This window comes from Streptomyces dysideae, assembly GCF_001514305.1.
Classification (GTDB): Bacteria; Actinomycetota; Actinomycetes; order Streptomycetales; family Streptomycetaceae; genus Streptomyces; species Streptomyces dysideae.
On the sequence record NZ_KQ949082.1, the window covers coordinates 227,189 to 251,726 of the forward strand.

Genomic DNA, 24,538 nt, shown 5'->3' on the forward strand with positions numbered 1-24,538 from the left:
GGCTGTCGGAGGGCGCCGCCGTTGTCCGGGTCACAGCACACCGGCAACAGCCGGTTCGCCGGCCGACTGCGCCGCGTACTCCGGAAGCCCACGGAACCACCGCACCGTTTCCGCCAGCCCTTCGTCCAGCGGCACCGGGGTGACATCGGGGAAGAGGCCGCGCAGCACATGGTCGGCAGCCTGGGAGTCACGGACGTCCCCGGGACGGGCTGCCCGGTGTTGCACGGAGGGCGGTTGGCCTCCCACGACGGCGGCGAGATGCTGGATGAGCTCGCGGATCGACACCCGCGTGCCGAAGGCCAGGTTCACGGGACCCGGGCAGGTGACCTCGCGCAGCACCGCGTCGGCCAGGACACGGACAATGGTGCCCACATAGGTGAAGTCGCGAGTCTGCAGACCGTCACCGAAGACGGTCACCGGTGCTCCGCGCAGCATGGCGTCGATGAACGCGGGGACGACCGCGGCGTAGGCGTGTCCCGCGGGCTGCAGTGGTCCGTACACGTTGAAGAAGCGCAGCGCGAGCACGGGGAGACCGAAACTGGCTCCGTGGCCCAGTACGTACGCCTCTGTGGCGAGCTTGCTCGCGGCGTAGGGGCTGAGCGGGCGGGTCGGCAGGTCCTCGTGCTTGGGCAGCGTGGGGACCGCTCCGTACACGGATGACGAGGAGGCGGCGACCATATGACTGCCCCGGCGGCGGCATGCCTCCAGCACCCGTACCGTGCCGGTGGCGTTGGTCTCGTGGCTGGCGAACGGATCCGCCAGTGAACGGGGGACCGACGGGCGCGCGGCCAGGTGGACCACGGCGTCCGCCGAAGACACCACGTCGTCCAGCAGGTCGGGATCGAGAATCGTGCCTTCCACCAGTTCCGCGTCGACGCCCTCCAGGTTGGCCGCGCGGCCGGTGCTGAGATCGTCCAGCGCGATGATCCGCCCGATGCTGGGGCGGGCAGAGAGTTCACGGCACAGGTTCGCCCCGATGAATCCGGCTCCGCCGGTGACTACTACGTTCATTTCCCTTCACCCTCTGTTGGAGTGGGCCACCAGCCACGCCCCACGGCGATGGAGGCGTACAGGCGGTGGGTGTCGTCGACCAGGCGCTCCGCGCCAAATCGACGGGTTGTCCAGGAACAGGCACGCTCGCCCATGTCGTGGCGCAGGCGCGGGTCACGGAGGAGACGCACGGTGTGGCGGGCCAGCTCCGGTACATGAGGCCCGGCCAGCAGCCCGGTCTCCCCGTCCCGTACGACTTCTGCCACGCTGCCCACGTCGATGGCCACCACGGGCACCCCCGCCTGGCCCGCCTCGATGAGGGAGACCGGCATCCCTTCGTTGTCGGAGGTGAGCAGGACCACGTCCGCCGCCGCGTAGACGGTCTCCACATCGGTGCGCCAGCCCAGGTGGTGAAGAGCACCGTCCAGGCCGGAGTCCCGCCGCAGCGCGGGTCCCAGATCTCCTTCCCCGCACATCAGGAAGTGGGCCTCGGGAACCGCGCGGCGCACCTCTTGTGCGACGGTCAGGAAGCGGTCCGGCCGCTTGATCTGCGTCACCCGGCCGACATAGGCCACTACAGGGGAGTCCTGGGGCAGACCCAGCAGCCGCCGGGCCTGGGAACGCTCCGGCGGCGAGGGGAGCAGGGTGCCGGGCGGCACCACGGCGTACTGCTCCGTCCGGCCGATGCCGGCGGCGAGGAGCTCGTCGCGCACCCTTTCGCCGACCGCCACCAGCCGGTCGGTGCCCCGCGCCAGCCGTCGCTCGGCGTGTACGACCAGTCTGGTCTTCCACGGTGAGAAATAGCCGTGCAGCAGATGCCCGTGATATGTGTGCACTCGCGCGGGAACGCGGGCCGTGGCCGCCGCGATACGCCCGAGCGCCCCGGCTTTGGCCGTGTGCGTGTGCACAATGTGCGGACGGAATCTCCGCATCGCCGCGACGAGTTCCCGCAGAGCTCTGAGGTCATCAGCAGGATGCACGGCTCGCCCCAGGCAGGGCACACGGGACACCGCTACATCGGTGGCCGACTTTTCGATGTAGTCGGCCTCGTCTGGGCCCACGGAACCGGCGAACAGCCGTTGGTCGAAATACTCGGTGTTGAGGCCCCGCATAAGGGCGGACACCTGGAGGGCGGGACCACCGATGTTCATCCTGGCGATGACTCTTATGATACGGAGACGCATAGCGGTCCTGTCATGATTCTCGTCATGCTGCATCGTAGCTGCATGAAGATACCCGGACGGTCAGCCAAAGGAGTGTGTCAAGCGGTGAATTCACTTTTTTGGAATTCGAATGAGTGCGGGGCAAGAAATGTTCCGGCCGAGGTTGGAGCCAATTTCCAGGAAGTCCCATGTGCCTATTCGCAGACGGGTACAGGCTCCAGGCGGACGTGCGTCGGCGTGACCAGTGACTGGTTCAGCAGTACGGGGGGGCGGTTGCTGATCGGTTCGAGGAGGTGGAGCGTCAGCGTACGGCTGCGCTGTGCGGGCAGTTCCACGTCCAGTGTGAAGACAGCGTGGCCACGTTCGGCGCCGCTGCCCACGGTGACAGGGCGGCCGTCCACGGTCGCGCGGGTCAACCGCGCGCCCGAGCTGGCGTAGTAGGAGACGAGCAACCGGTTGTCTCCCGGTCGGGTGCGGTACGTCGGCGTGTCGACGCGTTGAGTGACGTAAGGGGGGAGTCCAGATGCAGGTGCCCCGTTGACAAGTGTGATCCGTGCGGTGACCGTTCGTCCGCGCGGGGTGCAGCGGCCGGGAATCCAGTGCAGTTTCCGGTCCAGGTAATAGTCGAGCTTGCCGCCCGCGGCGTTGTTGACCACCACTCCCGCAAGCGGTCCGGGCCGAGCCGGCAAGGCTCCCGCCAAGGGGCGTTCCTGCAGCAGGCGTTGTTCCTGACTCTCGGCGCTCCACACCTTCAGGCGTCCTTCCTGCGTAATGTCGTAGGTCGCCTTGAGTAGTTCCGGCAGTCGCTGAGGGGTGTGCAGGGCATTGGTGAGCGTCGTGGCGGCGGTCCGTGCGACATCGAGGAGGAATGCCTTGCGTTCCCGGCTGTCGGAGAATCGGGCGTAACCGGTGCGCTCGGTGAGGTCGAGTACGTTGTCCGCCGTGACGTCCGTTCCATCGGGCAGTCGGCCCGGGCCTGTCACACGCAGAAGCCGTGCCAGAGCGCTGGGATCCAGGGCGACCGCACCGTCCACCCGCTGTCCGCTGTACTTGCGCCACGTGGCTGTCCAGATGCCGGCCGCATAGGGGAAATGGGGGCTTACGTTGGAGTTGGCCCAGGTGCCGGTGGGGTCCATGGCGCCGTATCGGGCGTGGTACTCGGTGCCCAGGTCCACCTCGGGCCGCACATTGGCCAGCATGGTGTCGGTGCCGAAGGTCTCGAACCGCAGCTTGCCCTGATCGGCAGTGAGTACGGCGAAGGCGCCGGGTAGCCCTCCCGTGCCTCTGGCCTCGGCCGTGTTCTGGAACACCGCGATGTACCGCCGAGGGCCGTCCGCTCCGAGCATGGGCGGAAGCACACGGGCCGCCACTGCCGTATCGGTCATGACGGGGGCCATCCGGCGGAGCTGAGAGACCAGCCGACCACGCGCGCGGTCGATGCCCGGTACCCAGGGTGTGCGAGGCGTGTTCTCGGCGAGAGCGCGAGCGTCGTCGGTGGCCCGCGCGGCCTGCTCAAGAGCGGGGGCCCTGTCTTCGAGCGCGGACAGCAGGGCCGGAAGTCCGCCGTGGCGGGCCCCGCCGGTCGGATGCGACGCCACACGCACCAACGGCGGCAGCACGTCACCGGCCACCCGGTCGGAGGCCTGGGCGATGCCCCGAACCGTGGTGACGGGCCGGCCCAGGAACGGCACGTGCGAAGCCGCGTACCAGGCGGGTCCGGTGGTGAGTCGATGTGCCCGGGCGGCATGTGCCGCCGCGGAGCGCATCGCCGTGTCCGGGCTCGCCGGAGTGGCATTCCCGGGTGAGCCTGTGACGGACTGCCGGAGTGTTGCCAGCTCTCGCTGCGCGTCCAGCAGTTCGGATCGGGCGAGCAGTCCGGTGACCCCGATCCAGGCGGCGCCGACGAGAGAGAGCGCGGCGACGGTCAGCAGCGCGATCCTGAACGAGCGTCGCCGACCGGATCCGAGTAGGCGGGAGACGCGGCGGGCGGGACTGGGATGCCGTGGAACGGCGGTGCGCTCCTGTTGTTCCGTCATGAGCTGTGGCGACGACGCATGCCCGGCAGCGTGCCGACGCCCGTGACCACTTCCCGCAGGGTGGCTCCGAACCGCAGCGTCGCGGGGGCGAGGCCGGCAGTCGATGTCAGAGCAGCCCGCCGTCTCGGCGATGTCGTCATGTTCTCCACTCTTCTCGGTTGAGTCCGGGCCGGGCGGCGGCGTGGCACCAGCCTTTGACCGGGTCATGGATACATGGACGCCATGGATACATGGAGGACGCGGTGTCCGGCCGCCGAACGGCTCGATGGTGCCCAGAAGTCACCTGATGGTGTGGCGCTCACTCCTCCTCCGGGCCCTGCTTCACGGCGGCGAAGGAAGTCAGTGGGTGAGTCCGTCGCGGGGTACGAACACGACCCGGAACATCTTGGGCCAGAGCTTGCCCGTGATCAGGAACTGGTTGGTGCCGGGGACGGCTGCCACGCCGTTCAGGACCGAGCCGTTCACACGTTCGTTCTTCCGCAGAAGCCCCGTTGCATCGATGCTCGCTCTCACCGCACCGGTGGCGAGGTCGATGCGCAGGATCCGTTCGGTGAACAAGACGTTGGCGTACACGGCGTCGCCGACGCACTCCAGTTCGTTCAGCTTCGCAACCGGTCGCCCGTTCTCGGTGACGTCGATGCCGCCCGTCTTCACGAGCGTCTTCGGGTGCCGGAACGTCAGCCGGGACGATCCGTCGCTCGTCACCAGCCGGTTTCTGGACCGCTGGTGGCATACGCCCCAGCCCTCGTCGGGATACGGGACGCGGCGCACCTCCTCCAGTGTTGTCGCATCGCGTTCGAAGGCGATCCCGTTCTGCCAGGTGAGCTGCCAGAGCGTCCGGCCGAGGACGGTGATGCCCTCGCCGAACAACGGCGCGGGCATCACCACACGGGCCGTGGGGCGCCCGCCAGGCGGGCCTGCCCGGACCGAGGACCGCCCCACCAGGCCGGTTCCCTCGTACAGGGTGTCACCGGCCATCTCCAGGCCCTGCGTAAAGGCCTGTGGGTCATGCGGCAGGACATCGAGCACCTTGACCCGCAGCCGCTCCACACGGTCCGTGGATGCCGACTCCGACTCCGGGGCGCCGTCGTCGCGGTGCTCGGCGACCGTGCCGGATGCGCGGCCTTCCGCCGCGTCCCGCACCGTGCAGGACGTGCAGCAGATGAGCAGCACGCCCGTGAGTACGGACGCCGTCATGGCGCGTACGCGCTCAGGTCTGGTCATCTTCTGCACTCTCCTCGGTCGGGTTCGGGGGAGGCGCCTCCAGGGCTGTTTGTTGGGCCGACATTGGGGGTGGCTCCCTGGATCGAGACGTTCAAACCCCTATGTTCAGCCCTATACATAGGGAACAAAACGCCCCTTTGGGTGGTTTCCACGGTCCTTTTGAGGAGTGCAGCTTGGATCTCCACGGGTTCCTGAAGGCTCTTGCCAGACGCTGGCTGACCGTCGTGGTCTGCCTGGTCCTCGCGGTCGGGGCGGCGGTCGCCGCCACGAGCCTGAGCACCCCCGCCTACGAGGCCAGCACTCAACTCTTCGTCGCCACCCGCGCCAGTGAGGACACCACTCAACTGAGCCAGGGGCAGAGCTTCTCGCAGGCGCGCGTGCAGTCGTACGCCGCCATCGTGCCGACCCGACAGGTGACCGGGCCCGTGGTGCGTGAACTGAAACTGGGCATCACGCCGGAGGAACTGGCGTCACGGATCACCGCCGAGGCCCCGCTCAACACCGTGCTCATCAACATCAGCGTCCGGGATACCTCCCCCAAGCGTGCCGCGAGTATCGCCAACGCCGTCGCGGCGTCTTTCAGCGCCGTCGTCGAGCGGTTGGAGAAACCCAAGCCGACGGACCGGCAGGACCCTGAGGGCGAGCCGAGTGCGTCTCCCGACCCCGTCTCGCCGGTCTCGCTGGGCGTCACCCAGCACGCGGTCGCGCCCGCCGGCCCCGTCTCGCCGCGCCCCCTCGTCAACCTGGCCGCCGGAGTCCTCGCCGGACTGCTGCTCGCCGTCGGACTCGTCGTCCTGCGCGAGACCCTCGACACCACCCTCAAGACCAGCCAGGCGGTCGGGGAGCTCACCGGTCTGTCGGGCCTCGGAGCCATTCCGTACGACAAGAGCGCCCCCGCACTACCACTCATCACCGCCGCCGGTCACTCCCAGCGCGCCGAGGCCTTCCGCAAACTGCGCACCAATCTGCAGTTCGCCCAGGTCGACGACCGTCCCCGGATCATCATGGTGACCAGCTCGGTGCCTGGCGAGGGAAAGACCAACACCTCGGTGAACCTGGCCCTCTCCCTCGCCGAGGCGGGCGTCTCCACCTGTCTGGTGGACGCCGACCTGCGCCGCCCGTGCGTCGCCAAGTCCTTCGGGCTCGTCCAGGACGCCGGACTGACCACCGTGCTCATCGGACAGGCGCGCGTCGACGAAGTGATGCAACAGGCCGACGGCCGGGTATCGGTGCTCGCCAGCGGTGCCGTGCCGCCGAATCCCACCGAGCTCCTCGCCTCGACCCGTATGAGCGAGGTCCTGCGTGAACTCGCAAGTGCCTACGAAGTGGTGATCGTCGACACCGCGCCGCTCCTACCGGTCGCCGACACCATCGGCCTCGCCCGGCTGGCCCAGGGCACGCTGCTCGTCGTCCGGGCCTCGAAGACCAACCGTGACCAGGTCCGCACCGCCGTCGAGGCACTGGAACGCGTGGGCGGCCGCATCCTCGGCACCGTCTTCAACATGACCGAAGCACCCAAGGGCGATCCCTACGGCGCCTACGGGGAGTACGGCGAACTGCCCTCGCCCCGTGTCTCGGCCCATCCGAGGGAGGCCACGGCAATGGATCTCGCGGGGGAGAAATGACGCGGGCCCTACTCGGACGCATGGACACCGTTCCGACCGGCTCCGACGTGAAGACGTGCACGTCCTCCTCGCCAACCTGCGGGGCAAGGACGATCGGCACCTGCCTGCCGCGCGGCAGCCGGTCGTAGCGCACCGGTCGGTTGTGGTCGGCTCCAGGCCGTGAAACCGGCCCGGGGCGCGGTCCCGGTCCTCTCGATCGGGATCGCGCCCCGGGCCGGTTCTCGTGCCGGTGCCGGTGCCGGTGCCAGTGCCGTTGCCGACCGCGCGGACGCCAGGGGCTGTGCGGTCTTCGGCAGCTCGGCTTCCAAGCCACCCCCGGTTCCGCCGACGCCGTACGAGCCGAGCCGGCGATCACGTGCGCATCTCGCGGGTCTCGCCTCGGGAGCGCACCACGGTCCGTGCCGCGGTGCGCTCCCGAGGTGACGAGGGGCCTGACATGCTGCCCGGACCCCTCTTCCGCCATCCGCCCCAGGCCGCAGTGCCGGAGGCGGCGACTGGTCAGAACGAGGAGACCCTGAGGAGGCGCTCCTTGACGAGGTCCCCGTCCTGCGACGGCCACGACCAGTTGAGGCTGCCCGCGTTCTGCAGAGCCGACTTGACGGTCTGCGGCGATGCGGTGGGGTGGGTGGCTCGGTACAGCGCCGCGCCGCCTGCCGCGTGCGGAGCGGCCATGGAGGTGCCGGACATGGTGGCGTAGCCGCCGGCCAGGTAGGTCGACCGGATGCACACGCCCGGGGCGATCAGGTCGACGTCGGGGCCGTAGTTGGAGAAGTCGGCGAAGGTGTCGTCCTGGTCGGCGCGGCATGTCGGCTGGGCCAGGCCGCCGGGCTTCCCGTCGAAGTCGGCCAGAGCGCTGACGGTGATCACTTCGTCGTATGCGGCCGGCACGGTGTTCTTCGCGTCCGCGTGGCTGTTGCCGGCCGCCACGGCGTAGGTGACGCCCCTGGCGACCGAGTTGCAGATGGCCTGGTGCATGGTGTCGCCGTTGGTCCTTCCGCAGTTGCCGTCGTCGGTGCCGGCGCCGCCCAGGCTCATGTTGGCCACGTCGATCTGGTCGGCGTTCCGGGTGACGTAGTCGATGCCGCACAGGACGCTCGATGTGGATCCCCAGCCGAGGGGACTGAGCACCTGCACCGGCCACAGCCGCACACCCGGTGCCACCCCGACGACTCCGGTGCCGTTGTCCAGGGCGCCGATGGTGCCCGCGACATGCGTGCCGTGGCCGTGCATGTCGAAGGGCTTCAGGTACGGCGACCAGCAGTTGATGCCACCGGACTGGTTCACATTGAGATCCGGGTGGTTCAGGTCGATCCCGGTGTCGATGACGGCGACATCCGCATTGACCCGCTTGTCGACACCGTCGATGGCCGCGGTCGGGCTGAGGTCGGCGTCGACCCGGTTCACGCCGGTCGGGACCGACTGGGCCGTGGCACGGACCCGTCGGTCCTGCTGCACCGACTGCACCTGCGGGTCCTTGGCGAGCGTGGCCGCGGTGCGCGCACTCATCGACGCCGCATAGCCGTGAAGCGCATGGTGATAGGCATGGTGCACCACGGCGCCCATGGTGGAGGCGCGCTCGATCGCCGCCGACACCGCGTCGTCCACCTCGCCCTGCCTGTCGGTGGCAGTGTCCTTGAGCGTCACGATGTACTGGCCGGGGATCATTCCGGCCTTGTCGGACGCGGTGGCTGGGAGTGGCAACTCGGCTGCGGCAGACGTGGCGACGGCGCCCGGCGTACCAGCCGCCAGGGCCAGCGTCAGGAGGGTCAAGCCAAAGACTCTGGGCATCCCGGACCTTTCTCGAGAGCATGGGGGCGACGAGCCGAATCGGACGTTATGCGTCGAATGTTCGGCTTGTCGGGTCTCTAGGGCTAGCAGGTCTGCCACGGCTGGCGGCGCCCCGACGTTCGGCGATGCGGAATTCTCCGGCCGCCTGTCAGTCGTGTGGCGGTGTGGCCTGCCGGCTGTGACGCTTCATCACATCGACGGCGTCTCCAGGTCCGGCCGGGCTTCGTACTCCGGTTCAGGCCTTGACGGTCGGGAGCCGGGGGCTCCTCGAGGCACTCACGTCTCCCGTCGCGAGATCATCCCCCGGCGTCGCGACCGTCCTGCCCTGCAGTTTGAAGGCCCGTCACATCGCGCCGCTTTGATCCTTGCGTCCTCGGGCCGTCCCGGCGTCGATCCGGTGATCTCCGTGCGCCATATGGCGCCTTTATCTACTGGGGGCAGTTAAATGGCGATTTTTGCTGCCATGTATGTCTATACCGTACTCACGGGTCGCACCATGCCGTCGACCTGATCCCACCTGAGGAGCGTGAAATGTGATGACGGCGTCATCGAAATGGCGTGCCGCCCTCGCGGCCACAGCAGCCTCTGCTGTGCTTGCCGCCGCACCACTGATCGGGGCGCAGCCCGCCCATGCCCAATATCCGCCTCCTCCCCCGGAAGTGACCCTCAGCGCCACCGAAGTCGAGCCGGGAGACGAGATCGACTTCACGGGAACGGGGTTCGCGCCGAACCAGGAGGACGTGGAAGCAGCCCTCGCCTCCAAGATCGTCGTTCTGGGCATCTACACGGCCTACGCAAACGGCACGGTGGAGGGGACCGTCACCATCCCCGAGAAGACCAAGCCGGGCGAACACCTCTTCCTGCTCAGGGCAGTGGACCCGGACCTCACCCTCTCGACCGAGATCACCGTGCTCGATGGCGACGACGGCGACGGCCATGGCGGCAAGCCGGGCCACGACAATGGCGGCAAGCCCGGCCACGACAACGGCGGCAAGCCCGGCCACGACAACGGCGGCAAGCCCGGCCACGGCCATGGCGGCGAGTCCGGCCACGACAACGGCGGCAAGCCCGGCCACGGCCATGGCGGCGAGTCCGGCTACGACCACGGTGGCAAGCCCGGCCACGACAACGGCGGCAAGCCGCACCTCGCTGACACCGGTGAGGACCGGGACCGCTCAACCCTCGTGCTGGGCGGGGCTGCCGGGCTGCTTCTGCTCGGTGGCGGGGCGATCCTTCTCACTCAGCGGCGGGCCAAGCGCGACTGACCGACGCGGTCCATCGTGTGGCTGCGACGCCTGCGGCAGTACTTGTGACGGCCGGCAGCAACGGACCTCTCTCGGCGCACGTCTCACAGCGTCGTGTCGGGTACGTGCTGTCGGCCGCTGCCGTTCGTGCCTGCCCGGTCGACCGGGACAGGCGTCAGCCGGTCCGCACAGCCGCGGCGATCCGTTCCACCACACCCTCGATCCGTACCAGGCACGCACGCACCTTTCGGGGATGGGTGCCAACAGGGTCGTCGATGTCGTCATCACCCGTGTGCGCCCCCGCGGCACCACGCCGGGCGACCGCACCCTGGACGAGAGCCGCGAAGCGTTCGGCCGGATCCACCACGCCTGTGGCGTCCTCCGCCCGCACCAGTCGGGCGAACTCACAGAGGGTGAAAGCGCGGGTCAACGACCATACGGGGGACAGCTGCACAGCTGCCTCGCGATGCTCCGTCGCGGCCCCCAGCACCAGATCCGACTGCTCGACCAACTCCCTGGTCAGCCGGCGGGCCCTCGTCCCGGAGGGATCCGCGCCACGCTTGAGGAGAAAAGCCCCGGCCGTGGCCGCCATGGGCATACCCACGGCGGCGAGGGTGCCCGCACTACTCAGATGGATCACCTGCTGAGCCCCGGGCAGCCGCTGCTTGAGCAGGTGCTCGGCGAGGGGGGAGCGATAGATGTTGCCGGTGCACACAACGAGTACCCGAAACCCGGGTACATGCACGCCGGGCGATGAGGATGATGCAGGCCCGAGACTGTGGAGCATAACGTCAGTATTCACCCGAAATGTTCGCCGGACTGGGACGTGCACGCCCGTCAGAGCGTCGGATCGCCGTTTCGGGCGGGAAGCCGTCGCCGTGCAGCCGCTGCTGCCCGGCCCCGCCCTTCGCCGACGGGCGTCGTAGGGGGCGTCAGGGCAGGCGCCGTACGGGCGAACCGGCCAGGAAGGCCTGGATGTCCTCGACGGCCTGGCCGTAGTACGTCGCGTAGTTGGCCCGGGACACATAGCCGAGGTGGGGTGTGGCGAGCAGGCGGGGGGCCGTGCGCATCGGGTGGTCGGCGGGGAGGGGCTCGGTGTCGAAGACGTCGACGGCGGCGCCCGCGATACGGCCCTCGTGCAGGGCGGTGAGCAGGGCGTCCTGGTCGACGATCGCCGCGCGGGAGGTGTTGACGAGGTAGGCGGTCGGCTTGAGGAGGGCCAGTTCGGCGGGGCCGAGCAGGCCGCGGGTGTGGTCGCCGAGGGCCAGGTGGACGGAGACGAAGTCGCTTTCGGCGAGCAACTCCTCCTTGGTGGCGGCCAGATGGACGCCGACCTCGTCGGCCCGCTCCTTGGTGAGGTTCTGGCTCCAGGCGGTGACCTCCATACCGAAGGCCAGACCGACCTGTGCCACCCGACTGCCGATCTTGCCGAGGCCGAGCAGGCCCAGCCGGTGGCCGTGCAGGTCGGCGCCGACCGTGGACTGCCAGGGGCCGCCGGAGCGCAGGGCGTTGTTCTCCTCGACGATCCCGCGGGCCAGGCCCAGCAGCAGGGCCCAGGTCAGTTCGACGGGCGGGGTCGAGGAGCTGGCCGTACCGCAGACGGCGACGCCGTGCGCCTCGGCGGCGGCGTAGTCGATGACGCTGTTGCGCATGCCGGAGGCGATGAGGAGCTTCAGGCGGGGGAGGCGGGCGAGCAGGGACGCGGGGAAGGGGACGCGTTCGCGCAGGGTGACCACGATGTCGAACGTGGCGAGGGCGTCGGCCAGGGCGTCCTCGCCGGTGATGTGGGTGGTGAAGGGGACGACCTCCACGTCGCCCGCGAGCGGCGACCAGTCGGCGGCCGAGGTCGCCGCGTTCTGGAAGTCGTCGAGCACAGCACAGCGCAGCCGCACGGTCGTTCCTTTCCGGTTCGTCCATGGTCGGGAAGACCGACTGTACGGCTCCGGCACCTCACACCGGAGGGTTGCCGTGCTTGCGCTCGGGCAGGGCGACGTGCTTGGCGCGCAGCATCGCCAGCGAGCGGATCAGCACCGCGCGGGTCTCGCCCGGGTCGATGACGTCGTCGACCAGGCCGCGCTCGGCCGCGTAGTAGGGGTGCATCAGCTCGGACTTGTACTCCTTGATGAGGCGGGCGCGGGTGGCGTCCGGGTCGTCGGAGGCGGCGATCTCGCGGCGGAAGACGACGTTCGCCGCGCCCTCCGCGCCCATCACCGCGATCTCGTTCGTCGGCCAGGCGAAGGACAGGTCGGCGCCGATCGACCGCGAGTCCATGACGATGTAGGCGCCGCCGTACGCCTTGCGGACCACCAGGGAGATCCGGGGGACGGTGGCGTTGCAGTAGGCGTAGAGGAGCTTGGCGCCGTGCCGGATGATGCCGTTGTGCTCCTGGTCGACGCCGGGGAGGAAGCCCGGTACGTCGACCAGGGTGACCAGCGGGATGTTGAAGGCGTCGCAGGTCTGCACGAACCGGGCGGCCTTCTCCGAGCCGTGGATGTCCAGGACGCCGGCCAGCGCGGTGGGCTGGTTGGCGATCAGGCCCACGACGTGGCCGTCCAGGCGGGCGAGCGCGCACACCACGTTCTGCGCCCACGCCTCGTGCACCTCGAAGTAGTCGCCGTCGTCGACGATCTCCTCGATCACCGCGCGCATGTCGTACGCGCGTTGCGGGTCCGCCGGTACCAGTGAGGTCAGCGCGTCGGTGCGGCGGTCGGCGGGGTCGGCGCCGTGGGCGACCGGGGGCAGCTCGCGGTTGTTCTGCGGCAGCAGGGACAGCAGATGGCGTACGTCGGAGAGGCACTCGGCCTCGTCGTCGTAGGCGAAGCCGGACACGCCCGAGAGGCCGGCGTGCACATCGGCGCCGCCGAGCCCGTCGTGGGTGATCTTCTCGCCGGTCACGGCCTGGACGACGTCCGGGCCGGTGATGAACATCTGGGAGGTGCCGCGCACCATGAACACGAAGTCGGTGAGGGCGGGGGAGTAGGCGGCGCCGCCCGCGCACGGGCCGAGGATCACGCTGATCTGCGGGATCACGCCGGAGGCGCGGGTGTTGCGGCGGAAGATGCCGCCGTAGCCGGCGAGTGCGGTGACGCCCTCCTGGATGCGGGCGCCGGCGCCGTCGCTGAGGCCGACGATCGGGGCGCCGGCTGCCTCGGCCAGGTCCATCACCTTGTGGATCTTCTGGGCGTGGGCCTCGCCCAGGGCGCCGCCGAAGACCCGGAAGTCATGGGCGTACGCGAAGACCGTGCGGCCGTGCACCAGGCCCCAGCCGGTCATCACGCCGTCGCCGTGCGGCCTGCGGTCCTCCAGGCCGAAGCCGGTGGCGCGGTGCCGGCGCAGCGGCTCGATCTCGGTGAACGTGCCCTCGTCGAAGAGCAGTCGGAGGCGCTCGGGCGCGGTGAGCTTGCCCTTGGCGTGCTGACGTCGGGTGGCCTCGGGGTCGGGGCCTCGGCTCAGCTCCTCCTTGAGCCGTTTCAACTCGTCGGTGGAACGGCCCAGATCGGGGGCGGGGGCGGGGGTGGGGGCGACGGCGAGCAGTTCGTCGAAGGTCGTCATTGCGGCACCGTAGGGACCCGCGCTCAAAGCCTTCGGTACGTCTGGTGGAGAACGGCTCGATGGGCGCCCGGCGTCGATGGGCGCCCGGCGTCGGTGGGCGCCCTGCGACGGTGGCGGCCTCGCTGGGGGCTCCGCTCCGCCCCCAGACCCCCCGCCTGTGCCCACACGCCACCCGTCTCGGTGGGTCAAGAGGTGACGTGAAGTCGGTTGGTCAAGAGGTGACTTGAAGGGGGGTGGGCTGTGTGGACTTCAGTCCGCCGTGGCCGGGTGCAGGGCGTGGTCCGGGTCGCCGGAGAGGACTGCCTGGTGGAGTTCCCTGAGGGCGTTCGAGGGTTCCAGGCCCAGTTCGCGGACCAGGGAGCCGCGCAGGCGCTGGTAGGCCTCCAGGGCTCGCCAGCTGCCGCCGGTGCGGTGCAGGGCGCGCATCAGCTGGGCGCAGAAGCCCTCGTGGAGGGGGTGGCGGGCGGCCAGGACGCGGAGTTCGGGGACCACCTCGGCGTAGCGGCCGAGGCGCAGGTCCGACTCGATGCGGCGTTCGAGGGCCGTGGTGCGCTCCTCGTTGAGGCGCAGTACCTCCAGTTCCAGCACCGAGCCGGCCGGTACGTCGACCAGGGCCGGGCCCTGCCACAGGGCGAGGGCGCGGCGCAGCTGGTCGGAGGCGGCGCGGTAGTCGCCGAGTTCGAAGGCGGTGCCGCCGCTCGTGGCCAGCCTCTCGAACTCGTGGGCGTCGACCCGGCCCGGCTGCACCTGGAGCAGATAGCCGCCGAACCGGGTGACCAGGATGTCCTTGGCATCGCGCCGCGGGTCCCCGTCCAGCGCGGCGGTGAGCTTGCGGCGCAGCTGCAGGATGTAGGTCTGCAAGGTGGTGGAGGCGCTGCGCGGAATGCTCTCGCCCCAGATCTCCTCCATGAGCGTGGGCACCGACACCACATGGTCGGCGTGCAGCGCGAGCAGCGCCAGCAGCTGTCGGGGCTTGGCGGCGCTCGGCACCACTGAGACGCCGCGTTCCTGCGCGGCGAGCGACCCCAGGACCTGGATCTCCATATGCGTTCTCCCCCTTGGGCCACGGCCGCCGGTGTCCCCGTGGCGGCCCTTTCGGAGTCCGGTCCATGAGACTCGCACCGCCGGCCGTTCCCGGCCCAGTGAGCGACGCACGAGCACAATCATGAAAATGTCATGGCTCTCCGATGAGTGCCGCACTGACGGACGGGCGAGTTCCGGCCGCAGACTCTCGCACCAGACGCCGACGCAACTCCGGTTCGGCGCCGTTCGGTTCAGTCAGTTCATGCAGTGAACGTGTACATCGGCTGTTCATCGACTGGGGGAAGACATGAAGGCTACCGAAGAAGTCCTCCGATTCGCGGAGCTCGCCGCCCGGACCGGGCTGGAGCCCGGGCTCTCGCTGCGCCTCGACGGCGGTCCGGACCCGGTGCCCGGGGCCATCCGCGTGGAGAGCCTGAGCACCGCCGACCTGACGGCCGCGGAGTGGTGCGTCTGCACCTCGTCCCTCCTCGGCATGCGGGTGGGTGCGTGAGAGAGGGGCAGACCCCGGGACACGGCCCGTACGTGGCGCTCAAGCGCCATGTGCGGGCCGTGTCGGCCCCGGGAGAGGCCGTGTTCATGTGGTCCGACAAGGACGTGACAGCGGTGCGGGGCGCCGGCGCCGAGGCCCTGGTGGCGCTGCTCGACGGCAGCCGCACCCTGCCCGAACTGCTCCGGGAGGCCGCGGCGGCCATGCCCGCCGACGAGGCCGGCCGGGTCGTACGCTGCCTGGCCGAGGCCAACCTGGTGGGCTACCGCCACGGTGCGCCGCGCCCCGGGCCGGTCGGCGCCGACTGCCGCTCGGCGGAGGCCTACTGGGACCGCGCCGGGCTGGACGGCGGTGTCGCCGAGGACAAGGTGCGCGGCACGGCGGTGGCGCTGATCGGGGTGGGAGACGTGGACGGCGAGGCGGCCCGGGCCGCCTGCGACGCCTCCGGGATCAGCGCGGTCGGGGCGGACGCCGACGCGGCCTTCGCCCTCGTCCTGTGCGAGGACTACCTGGCACCCGAACTGGCCTCCGTGGAGGCCCGGTTGCGCGCCGAGGGCCGGCCCTGGCTGCTGGCCAGCCCGTTCGCGCCCGAGCCGTGGACCGGGCCGGTCTTCGAACCCGGCGCCGACGCCGCGTGCTGGTCCTGCCTGGCGCACCGGCTGCGCGAGCACCGCCGCGGCGAACTGTCCGTGCGGCAGTCCCTCGGCCTGGACGGCTCCGCGGTCCGCCCCGCGCCCTCGCTGGCCGCCGTGCGGTCCGTGGGGCTGCACGGCGCGGTGCTGGAGACGGCCAAGTGGCTGGCGGGGCTGCGGTGTCCGGAGCAGCGAGCGGTCTGTGTGCTGGACAGCCTCACCCTGCGCACCACCCACCATCCGGTTCGAAGACGCCCGCAGTGCGCGTCCTGCGGCGACCCCTCGCTCGTCGCCGAGCGGACCCGGCGGCCGGTGGTGCCGGTCTCCCGGCCCAAGGCCGAGGGCTCCGGCAGCAACGACCGGGCGCTGTCCGCCGAGCAGATGCTCGCCCGCCACGGCCACCTCGTCGGGCCGGTCGCCGGCATCGTGACGGACGTACGCCCCATGGCCGGGCTGCCCGAGGGGCTGCACGCCTACGACTCCGGGCACAACCTCGCGCTGCGCGGGCACTCGCCGGCCGGGGTGCGCCGGGTGCTGCGGGCGCGCAGCTCGGGCAAGGGGGTGACCGCCGCCGAGGCGCGGGCCAGCGCCCTGTGCGAGGCGGTGGAACGATACTGCGCCGCACGGCAGGGCGACGAGCTGACCGTCACCGACTCGCTCACCGGCCTCGGCGAGGACGCCGTCCACCCGAACGCCTGCCAGCTGTTCCACGAGCGGCAGTACGCCGACCGCGACCGGTGGAACGCCTCCCACACGGCGTTCCACCACGTGAGCGCGCCCTTCGACCCGGACCGGCCCACCGAGTGGACGCCGGTGTGGTCCCTCACCGGCCACACCCGGCGGCTGCTGCCCACGTCCACGCTGTACTTCGACTGCGCGCCGGGCGGATCCGCGGACGGGCTGTGGGCCGACTCCAACGGCAACGCCGCCGGCAGCAGTCTGGAGGACGCCGTGGTGCAGGGCTTCCTGGAACTCGTCGAACGGGACGCGGTCGCCCTGTGGTGGTACAACCGGCTCCGGCAGCCGGGCCTCGACCTGGATGCCTTCGACGAGCCGTGGCTGACCGGCCTGCGGGACGGCCTCGCCCGGACGGGCCGCCAGGTGTGGGCACTCGACCTCACCTCCGACCTCGGCATCCCCGTGGTGGTGGCGGCCTCCCGGTGCGCGGACGGCACAGTTCCGCACACCGTCTACGGCTTCGGCGCCCACTTCGACCCACGGCTGGCGCTGCGCCGGGCACTGACCGAGATGATCCAGATGCTGCCCCCCGCGGCCTCGGGGACAACCCCCTGCGCCCCCGAGCAGCCCCATCTGCTGCCCGACCCCGGGCAGTCGGCGCGGACCCCGGGATCCTGGCCGTACCGCCGCAACGACGACCTCCTCGCCGACGTCGAGGACATCCGCTCCCTGGTGGCGGCGCACGGCATGGAACTCCTGGTGCTCGACCAGACGCGACCGGATGTCGGCATTCCGGTGGTGAAAGTGCTGGTGCCCGGACTGCGGCCCTTCTACGCCCGGTTCGCGCCCGGGCGGCTGTACGAGGTACCGGTGCGTCTCGGCCACCTCGGGCGGCCGACTCCCTACGGCCAACTCAACGCCGTTCCGCTTCTGTTGTAGATCCGTGAAGGCGTTGTACAGGTCCCGGACCCGGCATGTGTCGGCTTATAGTTCGGTCACGCATACTCCCGACATTCATGCGAGGAGTCGACACATGGCGGGCCGTTTCCGGGCTTCGGACAACGACCTCATTCGCGACAACGAATTAACGGAGGGAGTGCGTCCGGACGCCGGGACGTCCAGGGGCGGGCCCAGGGACCTGCTGGCGCCGCGTCTCGCGCGGGGGATCAGCGCCGTGGTCTTCTCGGGCTACGGCATCGTCACCCTGCTCAACGTGCAGAACGCGGTGTCGGGGACGGCCGCGCTGGTCGTCTGCACGGGCGCGGTGATCGTGCTCTACGCGGTGCAGGTGCTGCTCACCTCGCCCGGGGCCCGCAGATGGTCCGCCCGCCGCAAGGGGGTCGTCCTCGGGGTCCAGACCGCGCTCACCTTCGGGCCCATGATCTGGTTGGGCGTCGCCTGGGGGAGCATGGCGGGACCGCTCGCCGGATCGATTCTGCTGATGCTCCCCGGCCGGATCGCCTGGCCCCTCTACGGCCTCATCCCGCTGACGATGCTCGGCTGGTCGGTCAGCGACAGCGTACGCGCCCTGGAGACGGGCTACTTCACCGTCTCCACCGCCCTGACCGGACTGGTCATCTACGGTCTCACCCGGCTCACCGACCTGGTCCGCGAAGTCCACGACACCCGCGCCGAGATGGCCAGAATGGCCGTCACCCAGGAACGGCTGCGCTTCGCCCGGGACCTGCACGACCTGCTCGGCTACAGCCTCTCCGCGATCACCCTCAAGAGCGAGCTGATCCACCGCCTGGTCCCGGTCAACCCCGAGCGGGCCCGCTCCGAGGTCGCCTCGGTACTCGGCGTCGCACGGCAGGCGCTCGCCGACGTACGGCTGGTGGCCAGCGGCTACCGGGACATGTCGCTGGAGGCGGAGGCCGCGTCGGTGGCCGAGGTGATGGCGGCGGCCGACGTCGACCTGGAGGTGACCATCGAGTGCGGCCGGCTGCACCCGCTGGTGGACACCGTGCTCGCGACCGCCCTGCGTGAGGGCGTCACGAATATCCTCAGGCACAGCAAGGTGCAGTCGTGCACCATCAAGGTGGAGATCGTGGCGGACACGGTGCGCCTGGACCTCGTCAACGACGGTGTCGCCGCGTCGGACCCCGCCGACTCCGCGGACCGGGGCAGCGGGCTGGGGAACCTGCGCGCCCGGCTCGCCGCGGTCGGCGGCGGGCTGACCGCGGGCGTCGTGGCGGGCGACCGGTTCCGGCTGACCGCGGTGGCCCCGGTCCGACCCTCGAAGGGGGAGGCCGGGGAGGACGCGGAGACGTATCCGCCGCAGGGGTACCGGGCCGCCGACCGTGCGGCCCCCTGGACCGGGGACGCGGACAGACCCGCCGGCTGAGCGGTCACTGATCATTCGGGGGAATCAATGCTGTTGGTCAAGATCCTTCTCGCCGAGGACGTGCACATGGTCCGCGGCGCACTCGTCGCACTGCTGGAACTGGAGCCCGACCTCCAGGTCGTCGCCTCCGTGGACCGCGGCGACCTCATCGTGCCGTCCGCACTCGAGACCCGGCCCGACGTCGCCGTCATCGACATCGACCTGCCCGGCACCGACGGCCTCAGCGCCGCCGCCGACCTGCACGAACGGGTGCCGGAGTGCCGCACCCTCATCCTCACCAGCCTGGGCCGGCCCGGGACCCTGCGCCGGGCGATGGCCGCACGGGTCTCCGGCTTCCTGCTCAAGGACTCACCGCCGTCCCGGCTGGCCCAGGCGGTGCGCTCTGTCGCGGCCGGCCAGCGGGTCATCGACCCCGACCTCGCGCTCAGCGCCTGGGAGGCACGGGACAACCCGCTCTCCCCCCGGGAGACCCAGGTGCTCCGGCTCGCGGCGCGCGGCGCCGACACGGCGGAGATCGCGGACCATCTCTATCTGACCCAGGGCACGGTACGGAACTACCTCACGGCCATTGTGGACAAGCTCAACGCCCGCAACCGGATCGACGCCATCCGCATCGCCGAGGAGGCGGGCTGGATCCCGTAGGGCCTGGTCCGGTCCGTCCATCGCCACGTCAGATCTCCGCCAGCGGGCCCGCGTCGAGCTGGGACAGCACGCCCGCCAGGTCCACCGCGTTGCTCTCGGGGCTGCGGCACGCCGCCAGGCACGCGGGGCCGCGGGCGCCGGCCATCCGCCGCAGGAACGGCGTCAGCACCGCCTTGGGGCCGATCTCCACGACATGGCTGGGGGCCTGCTGGGCGAGCATCCGGCGGGCGGCGTCGGCGAACCGCACCGGCGCCGTGATCTGGGCGGTCCAGTAGGCGGTGGTCAGCGGTTCGCAGTAGCGCCGGCCGTACACCGTGGAGTAATAGGGCAGCAGCGGCTCTCCGCTCGGCACATGCCGGGCCGCCTCCTCGAAGCGGGGCGTCACCGGTTCCATCAGTGGTGAGTGGAAGGCGTGCGTCACCTGCAGGAAGGTGCTGGAGATCCCGACCGAAGCCAGCCGCTCCCGGACCCGCTCCAGGCCCTCGACCGGGCCGGCCAGCACCGTGGCGCGGGCCGCGTTGTACGCCGCGATGGACACCTCCGGTTCGGCGGCGGCCGCGTCGGTGGCCTCGAAGGGGCTGGCGCAGGTCGCGATCATCCCGCCGCCGGACGGCAGGTACTGCATGTAGGAGCCGCGGAAACACACCAGCCGGGCCGCGTCGGCCAGGGACATCGCCCCCGCGACCACGGCCGCCGCGACCTCGCCGATGCCGTGCCCCAGCACCGCCACCGGACGCACGCCCTCCTCCTCCAGCAGCGTCATCGCCAGGGCGTACCCGACGGCGAACAGGGCCGGCTGGGTCAGCGCCGTCTGGTGCACCCGGGGATCGCCGTCGAGGATCAGGTCGCGGACCGACCTGCCGAGGTACGGGCCGATCGCCTCGTCCACCTCGGCGAGATGGCGCCGGTAGGCGGACAGGGCCGCGTGCAGGCCCGCGGTCATCCGGGGATGCTGGCAGCCCTGCCCGGTGAACACGAACGCCGCCCGCACCCGGCCGGAGTGCCGCCCCATGCCGTGCCGCATGGCCAGGTAGCGCGCGAGATCGCGGATGGTCGGGTGGGCCCAGATGTCCGCGGGGTCGAGCAGCGGACCGAACTCCTCCTCGATGTCCCCGAACAGGCCGAACAGGGCGACCGAGTCGAGCCCCCACTCGGACAGTTCCTCGTCCTCGTGGACCTCCCGCCGCGCGTAGTCGCCGACCCGCTCGGCGAGCCAGGCGGCGAAGACCCCCTCGTCGGGATCGCCTGGTGCCGTTGCGCTCACGTCCTGCCCCCTTTCTGGCAGTCCTGCCCGGTCATGTCTGCTGGTCCGCCCGCGGCCGGCGGCGCGGGTCGGCCGGGGCCAGGAGCTCTTCGTCGAGGTACTGGTACAGGGGCCGCAGCCCGCCGTTCAGGAACAGGTGCCGCATCGCGGACCGTTCCACCTTGCCGCTGGTGGTGCGACGGACGGTGCCGGGCCGGACGAGCAGCACACCCGCCACGGCCACCTCGAACTCCTCGGTGAGGCACCGCTGCACGTCCTTCGCGATCTCCTCCAGATCAAGGGCGTACCGCTGATGCGTGCGCAACTCCTGGACGACCACGACGCGTTCGCGCTCGCCGGGCACCGAGAACGCGGTACCCGTGCCGAACAGTGTGCTGACGCGCTGGATCGTGCGCTCCAGGTCCTGCGGGTAGAGGTTGCGGCCCGCGACCACGATCACGTCCTTCAGCCGGCCGGTGACATAGAGCCGCCCGCCGTCCAGGGCGCCCAGGTCGCCGGTGCGCAGCAGGCCGCCGGTGCCGTCGGCCGTCGCCGCCCCGAAGTGCTCGGCGCTCGCGGGCCGGTCGCGCCAGTAGCCGGGGGCGACGCCCGGGCCGGTCACCCAGATCTCGCCGATCTCCCCGTCCGGCAGCGGCTCGTGCGTCTCCGGGTCCACGATCAGCACGCCGTCGGCCGCCGTGCCGCACGGGACCAGGGTGTGCGCCGGCCGGCCGGGGCGCGGCTCGCGCAGCCGGCCCTGCTCCAGGGCCTCGGCGTCGACCGTGCGCTCGCCGTCCGTGGCGGGGCCGCCGGAGACCAGCAGCGTCGCCTCGGCCAGGCCGTACGCCGCGTGCATCGCCTCGGGACGCAGGCCCGCGGCCGCGAACCGGTCGGCGAACGCCCTCCGGGTCTCCGCGCGCACCGGCTCACCCCCGGAGACCGCGACCCGCCAGCCGGACAGGTCGAGCCCGTCGAGTTGCTCGTCGGTCACCCGTCGCACGCACAGGTCGTACGCGAAGTCCGGGGCGCCGCTCACCTCGATGCCGTAGCGTCCGATCGCCTCCAGCCAGCGCACCGGCTGCTTGACGAACGCCTCCGGCGACAGCACCACCGAGGTGGCGCCGACGGACAGGGGATGCAGCAACTGCCCCACCAGCCCCATGTCGTGGTGGAAGGGCAGCCAGCCGCCGATCCGGGACCCGGGGCCGGCGCCCAGCAACCCGGCCAGCGCCTCCTGGTTGGCGAGCAGGTTGCCGTGGGTGACCATCACGCCCTTCGGGCTGCCGGTGGAGCCCGAGGTGAACTGCAGGTACGCCACCGTGTCCCGGTCGAGTCCGGGCGGCTGCCAGCCGGCGTGGCCGGAGACCGCGTCGGCGGCGAGGCACGGGATCGAGCCGTGGCCGTGCCGGGCCAGCAGACGGGAGACGTCCGGGGCGAGCACCGCGTCGGTGAGGGCGGCGCGGGGGGATGCCTGGCGGACGATGCCGGCCACCCGTTCGTCGTGGTGGCTGCGGCCGCCGGACGGCGGCAGGGGTACGGCGACGGCGCCGGCGTAGAGGCAGGCCAGGAAGGACACGGCGAACTGCCAGCGGGAGGCGTGCAGCAGGAGGACCGGTTCCCCTTCGGCGCCGTCGGCCTGCAGTCGGCCGGCCAGGCGGCGGGCTGAGGCGTCGAGCGTGCGGTACGTGACCGAGGCGGGGCGGCCGCGTTCGTCGCTGTCCGGCAGCAGGAGCAGGGCGGTGTGCTCGGGTGCCTGCGCTGCTCTTTCCATGATGAGCTCGGTGAAGTTGCGGTAGCCGGTCATTCTGGACCCCCTGCACGTCATACGGGCGCGGACGGCCCCCGTCGTCGGCGTCCGGTTCACCCGGTGCAGGACCGTATGTGCGGCTTCTCGAAGGGGGCTTGACGTCTGCTAGGACCTGGCCGGTGGAGGGGGCCGGGGGAGCGGGACGGTGGTTCTGCGGGGCAGGTGAGCGGGGGTGGTGGGGGGCGGCTGTGCGGTGGAGTCTGTGACGCCGGGACGTCGGGGAGATCAGGTGCGGGACGTCCAGCCGACGCGTGGGCGGGGGCGGTGCGGGGTGTCCCAGGGGGCCCGGGGGGCCATCGGCGGCTCCTCCTCGCCGGCCTCGTCCGACGCTCGCAGCCGGGCGAGGAGCACGGCCGTCAGGGCGGCGAGCTCGATGGCGTCGGGCCGTCCCCGGACGACGGCGAAAACGGGCTGCGGGTGGGTGGGTTCGTCCATGGCGCCGATGCTGGGGGTGGCCTCTTGAGGAGCGCTCGGGGTGTGGAGCTGCTGCCGCTGGAGCGTGCTCAAGCGTGCTTTGGTGAGCGGGGGCGGGTGCTGGTGGTCTGTGTCGTGTCGCGTACCTCGGCCAGGGTGCCGGTTTTCAGGAGAGAACTCGTGTTCTTTCATCGAATGCGTGACCTTCACGGCCGATGCTCGTTGGATGCGGTGACAGGGGTCTTCGAGTGGGGTTGGGGGCGGGGTGGGCGAGCTCAGGGACATGGCGCCGTCGTTCGTCGCGTCCGGCCCGAGCGGTGCGGCGGTCCGTACCCGGCTCAAGCATCTGTCGCCTGGGGATGAGGAGGTGCTGCGCCTGGTCGGCGCATATCTGGGGTCGCTGGCCTCGAAGGACCTCAAGGCGTGCTGCCGGGACGCCCTGGAGCACTCCGGTGACACGTGGGCGGCGCGCAAGCGGGAGCTGACGCCGCTGTCGTCGTCGCGCTGGGCCGGGGCGATCACCAAGGCGTCGCACGACCAGTGGGCACTGGCCCGCCGCTGCCAGCTGGCGTACATCCAGAACCTGGAAGCGGGCATCCGCACCCTCACGCACCGCCTGTCCCTGCCGATCGGGCAGAAGGGTTCCAAAGCAGTGCCCGGGGGTTACCGGTCCCGGCGGGAGTGGCACGCCAAGTCGCGTCGTCTGCGCGTGCTGGAGGACCGGCTGGCCGTCGAGCGGGCCGGCCGCGAGGCGGGGATCGTGCACGTGGTGCGCGGCGGTAAGCACCTGGCCCGCACCCGCCACCACCTGGACATGGCCGGGCTCACCGAGGGCGAGTGGCGCCGGGGCTGGGAGGCCGAGCGCTGGTTCTGCCAGGCCGACGGTGAGTCCGGCAAGCGCTACGGCAACGGGACGATCCGCGTCAGCCCCGACGGCGAGGTGAGCCTCAAGCTGCCCGCACCGCTCACGCATCTGGCGAACGCCCCGCACGGCCGCTACGTCCTCGCGTCCAGGGTCACGTTCCCACACCGGGGCACCGAGTGGGCCGACCGCGTCGCGGCCGACCGGGCGATCGCCTACCGCATCCATCTGGATACGGGCCGGGATCGCTGGTACCTGACCGCCGCCTGGCAGATCCCGCCCGCCCCGGTCATCCCGCTGGCCGCCGCGCTCGCCCACGGCGTGATCGCCGTGGACATGAACGCCGATCACCTCGCCGCCTGGCGCCTGGACGTGCACGGCAACCCGACCGGCGCCCCGCGCCACTTCTTCTACGACCTGACCGGCACCGCCCTGCATCGCGACGCCCAGGTCCGCCACGCCCTGACCCGCCTGCTCAACTGGGCCAGGACGTGCGGCGTGAAGGCCATCGCGGTCGAGGACCTGGACTTCGCCGCGGAGAAGACCCGCGAGAAACACGGCCGCAAGAAGCGGTTCCGGCAGCTGATCTCCGGCATGCCCACCGGCAGGCTGCGTGCCCGGCTGACCTCGATGGCCGACCAGACCGGTATCGCGGTCATCGCCGTGGACCCGGCCTACACCAGCCGCTGGGGCGCCCAGCACTGGCAGAGACCCCTCAACTCCAAGAACCGTAAGACCACGCGCCATGACGCTGCCGCCGTGG

19 protein-coding genes are annotated in these 24,538 nt (G+C 71.0%); 7 read left to right on the forward strand and 12 right to left on the reverse strand.

The window, feature by feature from the left end:
* Positions 1-30: 30 nt before the first annotated feature.
* The 4 genes from AQJ91_RS15980 to AQJ91_RS15995 form a co-directional block, all read right to left on the reverse strand.
* Positions 31-1,011 carry an NAD-dependent epimerase/dehydratase family protein gene (locus tag AQJ91_RS15980; RefSeq protein ID WP_067021511.1) on the reverse strand — a complete coding sequence of 327 codons (981 nt, stop codon included), beginning with the start codon at positions 1,009-1,011 and terminating at the stop codon, positions 31-33.
* Complete coding sequence (locus tag AQJ91_RS15985; RefSeq protein WP_067021513.1) at positions 1,008-2,174, reverse strand: glycosyltransferase; 1,167 nt, start codon at positions 2,172-2,174, stop codon at positions 1,008-1,010. The genes AQJ91_RS15980 and AQJ91_RS15985 overlap by 4 nt, the downstream gene beginning before the upstream one ends.
* 173 nt (positions 2,175-2,347) lie before the next feature.
* Positions 2,348-4,189: a DUF4012 domain-containing protein gene (locus AQJ91_RS15990; RefSeq protein WP_067021514.1), complete on the reverse strand. Its 1,842-nt coding sequence runs from the start codon at positions 4,187-4,189 to the stop codon at positions 2,348-2,350.
* A gap of 339 nt (positions 4,190-4,528) precedes the next feature.
* Positions 4,529-5,413, reverse strand: a complete 885-nt coding sequence (locus tag AQJ91_RS15995) for a glutaminyl-peptide cyclotransferase (protein WP_234382327.1) — start codon at positions 5,411-5,413, stop codon at positions 4,529-4,531.
* Positions 5,414-5,586: 173 nt separating this feature from the next.
* Here AQJ91_RS15995 and AQJ91_RS16000 point away from each other — a divergent pair, with 173 nt between their 5' ends.
* Positions 5,587-7,038 (forward strand): tyrosine-protein kinase domain-containing protein, encoded by a 1,452-nt coding sequence (locus AQJ91_RS16000; RefSeq protein ID WP_159054576.1) that lies wholly within the window; start codon positions 5,587-5,589, stop codon positions 7,036-7,038.
* Between the two features lie 498 nt (positions 7,039-7,536).
* Here the strand turns inward: AQJ91_RS16000 and AQJ91_RS16005 are convergent, their stop codons facing one another.
* Positions 7,537-8,808, reverse strand: coding sequence for a S8 family serine peptidase (locus tag AQJ91_RS16005; RefSeq protein ID WP_234382339.1), 1,272 nt, complete (start codon positions 8,806-8,808; stop codon positions 7,537-7,539).
* A gap of 554 nt (positions 8,809-9,362) precedes the next feature.
* Between AQJ91_RS16005 and AQJ91_RS16010 the strand changes: the two genes are divergently transcribed.
* Positions 9,363-10,091, forward strand: coding sequence for an LPXTG cell wall anchor domain-containing protein (locus AQJ91_RS16010; RefSeq protein ID WP_159054577.1), 729 nt, complete (start codon positions 9,363-9,365; stop codon positions 10,089-10,091).
* 154 nt (positions 10,092-10,245) lie between these two features.
* Here the strand turns inward: AQJ91_RS16010 and AQJ91_RS16015 are convergent, their stop codons facing one another.
* From AQJ91_RS16015 to AQJ91_RS16030, 4 genes are all read right to left on the reverse strand, one after another.
* The gene (locus AQJ91_RS16015) at positions 10,246-10,785 is read right to left on the reverse strand and encodes an arsenate reductase/protein-tyrosine-phosphatase family protein (protein ID WP_234382344.1); all 540 of its coding nucleotides are present in this window, start codon (positions 10,783-10,785) and stop codon (positions 10,246-10,248) included.
* Between the two features lie 217 nt (positions 10,786-11,002).
* Positions 11,003-11,962: a D-2-hydroxyacid dehydrogenase family protein gene (locus AQJ91_RS16020; RefSeq protein WP_067021525.1), complete on the reverse strand. Its 960-nt coding sequence runs from the start codon at positions 11,960-11,962 to the stop codon at positions 11,003-11,005.
* Positions 11,963-12,020: 58 nt separating this feature from the next.
* The gene (locus tag AQJ91_RS16025) at positions 12,021-13,622 is read right to left on the reverse strand and encodes an acyl-CoA carboxylase subunit beta (RefSeq protein WP_067021527.1); all 1,602 of its coding nucleotides are present in this window, start codon (positions 13,620-13,622) and stop codon (positions 12,021-12,023) included.
* A 249-nt stretch (positions 13,623-13,871) separates the two neighbouring features.
* On the reverse strand, positions 13,872-14,666 hold the full coding sequence (locus tag AQJ91_RS16030; protein ID WP_067021529.1) for an AfsR/SARP family transcriptional regulator: 795 nt from the start codon (positions 14,664-14,666) through the stop codon (positions 13,872-13,874).
* Positions 14,667-14,952: 286 nt separating this feature from the next.
* On the opposite strand from AQJ91_RS16030, the gene AQJ91_RS16035 reads away from it, so the two are divergent.
* From AQJ91_RS16035 to AQJ91_RS16050, 4 genes are all read left to right on the forward strand, one after another.
* Positions 14,953-15,156: a hypothetical protein gene (locus AQJ91_RS16035; RefSeq protein WP_067021532.1), complete on the forward strand. Its 204-nt coding sequence runs from the start codon at positions 14,953-14,955 to the stop codon at positions 15,154-15,156.
* Positions 15,153-17,402 carry a TOMM precursor leader peptide-binding protein gene (locus tag AQJ91_RS16040; protein WP_067021533.1) on the forward strand — a complete coding sequence of 750 codons (2,250 nt, stop codon included), beginning with the start codon at positions 15,153-15,155 and terminating at the stop codon, positions 17,400-17,402. Before AQJ91_RS16035 ends, AQJ91_RS16040 begins: the two co-directional genes overlap by 4 nt.
* A gap of 94 nt (positions 17,403-17,496) precedes the next feature.
* On the forward strand, positions 17,497-18,807 hold the full coding sequence (locus AQJ91_RS16045) for a sensor histidine kinase (RefSeq protein WP_234382354.1): 1,311 nt from the start codon (positions 17,497-17,499) through the stop codon (positions 18,805-18,807).
* Between the two features lie 33 nt (positions 18,808-18,840).
* On the forward strand, positions 18,841-19,449 hold the full coding sequence (locus AQJ91_RS16050) for a response regulator transcription factor (protein ID WP_067021652.1): 609 nt from the start codon (positions 18,841-18,843) through the stop codon (positions 19,447-19,449).
* Between the two features lie 28 nt (positions 19,450-19,477).
* On the opposite strand, the gene AQJ91_RS16055 is transcribed toward AQJ91_RS16050, so the two are convergent.
* The 3 genes from AQJ91_RS16055 to AQJ91_RS52090 form a co-directional block, all read right to left on the reverse strand.
* The gene (locus AQJ91_RS16055; RefSeq protein ID WP_067021535.1) at positions 19,478-20,713 is read right to left on the reverse strand and encodes an acyltransferase domain-containing protein; all 1,236 of its coding nucleotides are present in this window, start codon (positions 20,711-20,713) and stop codon (positions 19,478-19,480) included.
* Positions 20,714-20,744: 31 nt separating this feature from the next.
* Positions 20,745-22,496: a fatty acyl-AMP ligase gene (locus AQJ91_RS16060; RefSeq protein WP_067021537.1), complete on the reverse strand. Its 1,752-nt coding sequence runs from the start codon at positions 22,494-22,496 to the stop codon at positions 20,745-20,747.
* Positions 22,497-22,724: 228 nt separating this feature from the next.
* The gene (locus tag AQJ91_RS52090) at positions 22,725-23,006 is read right to left on the reverse strand and encodes an acyl-CoA carboxylase epsilon subunit (RefSeq protein ID WP_234382357.1); all 282 of its coding nucleotides are present in this window, start codon (positions 23,004-23,006) and stop codon (positions 22,725-22,727) included.
* 172 nt (positions 23,007-23,178) lie between these two features.
* On the opposite strand from AQJ91_RS52090, the gene AQJ91_RS16070 reads away from it, so the two are divergent.
* A partial coding sequence (locus AQJ91_RS16070; protein ID WP_107122450.1) for an IS200/IS605 family accessory protein TnpB-related protein occupies positions 23,179-24,538 on the forward strand: 1,360 nt, incomplete at its 3' end.

Coding starts and splice junctions, on each gene's coding strand:
- AQJ91_RS15980 (WP_067021511.1), bottom strand. CDS start 1,011: ATGAACGTAGTAGTCACCGGCGGAGCCGGATTCATCGGGGCGAACCTG.
- AQJ91_RS15985 (WP_067021513.1), bottom strand. CDS start 2,174: ATGCGTCTCCGTATCATAAGAGTCATCGCCAGGATGAACATCGGTGGT.
- AQJ91_RS15990 (WP_067021514.1), bottom strand. CDS start 4,189: ATGACGGAACAACAGGAGCGCACCGCCGTTCCACGGCATCCCAGTCCC.
- AQJ91_RS15995 (WP_234382327.1), bottom strand. CDS start 5,413: ATGACCAGACCTGAGCGCGTACGCGCCATGACGGCGTCCGTACTCACG.
- AQJ91_RS16010 (WP_159054577.1), top strand. CDS start 9,363: ATGACGGCGTCATCGAAATGGCGTGCCGCCCTCGCGGCCACAGCAGCC.
- AQJ91_RS16025 (WP_067021527.1), bottom strand. CDS start 13,622: ATGACGACCTTCGACGAACTGCTCGCCGTCGCCCCCACCCCCGCCCCC.
- AQJ91_RS16030 (WP_067021529.1), bottom strand. CDS start 14,666: ATGGAGATCCAGGTCCTGGGGTCGCTCGCCGCGCAGGAACGCGGCGTC.
- AQJ91_RS16035 (WP_067021532.1), top strand. CDS start 14,953: ATGAAGGCTACCGAAGAAGTCCTCCGATTCGCGGAGCTCGCCGCCCGG.
- AQJ91_RS16045 (WP_234382354.1), top strand. CDS start 17,497: ATGGCGGGCCGTTTCCGGGCTTCGGACAACGACCTCATTCGCGACAAC.
- AQJ91_RS16060 (WP_067021537.1), bottom strand. CDS start 22,496: ATGACCGGCTACCGCAACTTCACCGAGCTCATCATGGAAAGAGCAGCG.